2 protein-coding genes are annotated in these 1,821 nt (G+C 58.4%); one reads left to right on the forward strand and one right to left on the reverse strand.

Annotated elements, in window-relative coordinates; translation table 11 throughout:
- Nucleotides 1-162: 162 nt before the first annotated feature.
- Nucleotides 163-567, reverse strand: coding sequence for a hypothetical protein (locus QMX89_RS22580; protein ID WP_064493289.1), 405 nt, complete (start codon nt 565-567; stop codon nt 163-165).
- Between the two features lie 246 nt (nt 568-813).
- Here QMX89_RS22580 and QMX89_RS22585 point away from each other — a divergent pair.
- Nucleotides 814-1,821, forward strand: a 1,008-nt coding sequence (locus QMX89_RS22585; protein ID WP_282349948.1) for a DUF4158 domain-containing protein, incomplete at its 3' end; no start/stop codon positions are given.

Here is a 1,821-nt window from a genome sequence, read left to right on the forward strand (position 1 = left end):
CAGATCGGGCCGTCGAAGTCACCGTCGCCGGTGGCCAGGAAGGTTTCGATATGCGGCAGGTATTGCACGGCGGCGAAAGCGCCGATGCTGAGGGGCTTGGACATGATGCACTCCTAGGTTGGTGTTGCCCCTCCCGCGATGAACGAGAGGGACCTGTTTAGATCAAAAGATAAGGGCTTCCGTGGACCTTGTCCATTCGCCGTTCGAGAACAAGTAGCCCCATGCGCGAAGCCGCAGGTGCCATCCATCCTTCGAGTTGTATTCGCGCCAAGCCGCCACCTCGAGCTGTTTGTCGATGATGCCTTCGAAGTCTGCGCTTAACGGGCTGTACTTGACGGTTTTGAGTTCCATGAATCCCTCGATACCGCTGAGATTCAGCCGGTACCTGAGGGCATCTCCCTGCCCTTCCTCGAACGCCAGGAGTGGCACCCGCAGACGGGGCACCCCTTCCCAGTCACCCATCACCAACTCTAGGCATCCACAGTAGTCGGGCTCCCCGGCCTTGCCGCCGTTCGGGTTTGCGATAAGTTTGCCTTCGACGGCTTCACAGCTAACAAATAGTGTCATTGCGTTTCTCCATAGGTTGCCCGTTCGACATCGACGGGTACAACGAGATGCGCCACATCGAACAGTACGATTGAGCGTCCACAGATCTGACGACCCTATTGGGGGTCTCCTCGTTTTCAGTGCAATAAGTGACGGTACGCAAAGCTAGCACTGGCGCGGGGGTGGTCTGGGTAGACCGTTGATTTCATTGACTTTCCTGTTCGCTTTGTAAACGGGTATGGTGGCCTCCCACTTTTGAGGTTCACGATGCAGGGTTGGCACACAACGTTTTTGGGGATGCGTGGGCTCCCCCGCGATATCAGCGACTTCGAGATGAAGGCATTTTTCACCTTCGATGGTGCCGAGCGCGACGCAATCAATGCACGCCGAGGTGATTCCCACAAGCTTGGTCTGGCGCTCCATATTGGTTTCCTGCGCATGAGTGGGCGTTTGCTCGGTGCCTTTCGGGTAATTCCAGTAGCCTTGTGGCGCCACCTTGGCAACGAGCTTGGCATTGCAGCACCAGAAGTCGCCTCGCTGAGAGCCATGTATGAACGCGGGCGCACGCTATTCGATCACCAACAAGTAGCCTGCACGGTCCTTGGATTCCAGTGGATGAGCGAGCACCAGCGCCGCTCACTGGTACGTGAACTGCGCGACGAAGTGGCGCGCTGCGCCGACCGCGATCAGCTACTCGTGCGGGCGCGTCAATGGCTGTACAAGAACAAGCTGGTGATCGTGCACGAGCGGGCAATTCGGACACTGATTGCGGCGGCACTTGCCCAGCTTGAAGTTGAAACAGGCACCGCCATCGCCGCCAGCGTTGATCCAGCAACACTTGATCGCTGGCGAGCCTCAGTTTCAGAGCTGCGCCCAGATGGACAAACCCAGCAGAGTTGGCTATGGGCTGCACCGGCGAAACACTCAACCCGCCAAATCAGCGAGGTACTGGAGCGCATCGACCTGCTTTACACGCTGGACGTTCATAAGCACCTGGCAGACATCCCCGATCTCATCTTGCGCCGCTACGCGCGCCGACTTGTCTCCAGGCCGCCCTCAGCCGGAGCCAAGATCAAAGAGCCAGCGCGCACCGTGGAGGTCGCATGCTTTCTTCGGTATTGCCTGTTCACCACCACAGACCAGTTGATCCTTATGGTGCAGCGCCGGATCGCCGATCTGTGGCGTCAGGCTGCCGCCGATGTCCCCGCTACCGTCAATTGGGCCGCAATGTACAAAACGCTGCTCGGCGAACTTGTTGCCTTGAGCGCGCAAGGT

The organism is Pseudomonas sp. PS01301, assembly GCF_029960215.1.
In the GTDB taxonomy this organism is placed as follows: Bacteria; Pseudomonadota; Gammaproteobacteria; order Pseudomonadales; family Pseudomonadaceae; genus Aquipseudomonas; species Aquipseudomonas coleopterorum.

Excerpts from the sequence above, each read along its gene's own strand:
- QMX89_RS22580 (WP_064493289.1), bottom strand. The coding sequence starts at position 567 with ATGACACTATTTGTTAGCTGTGAAGCCGTCGAAGGCAAACTTATCGCA.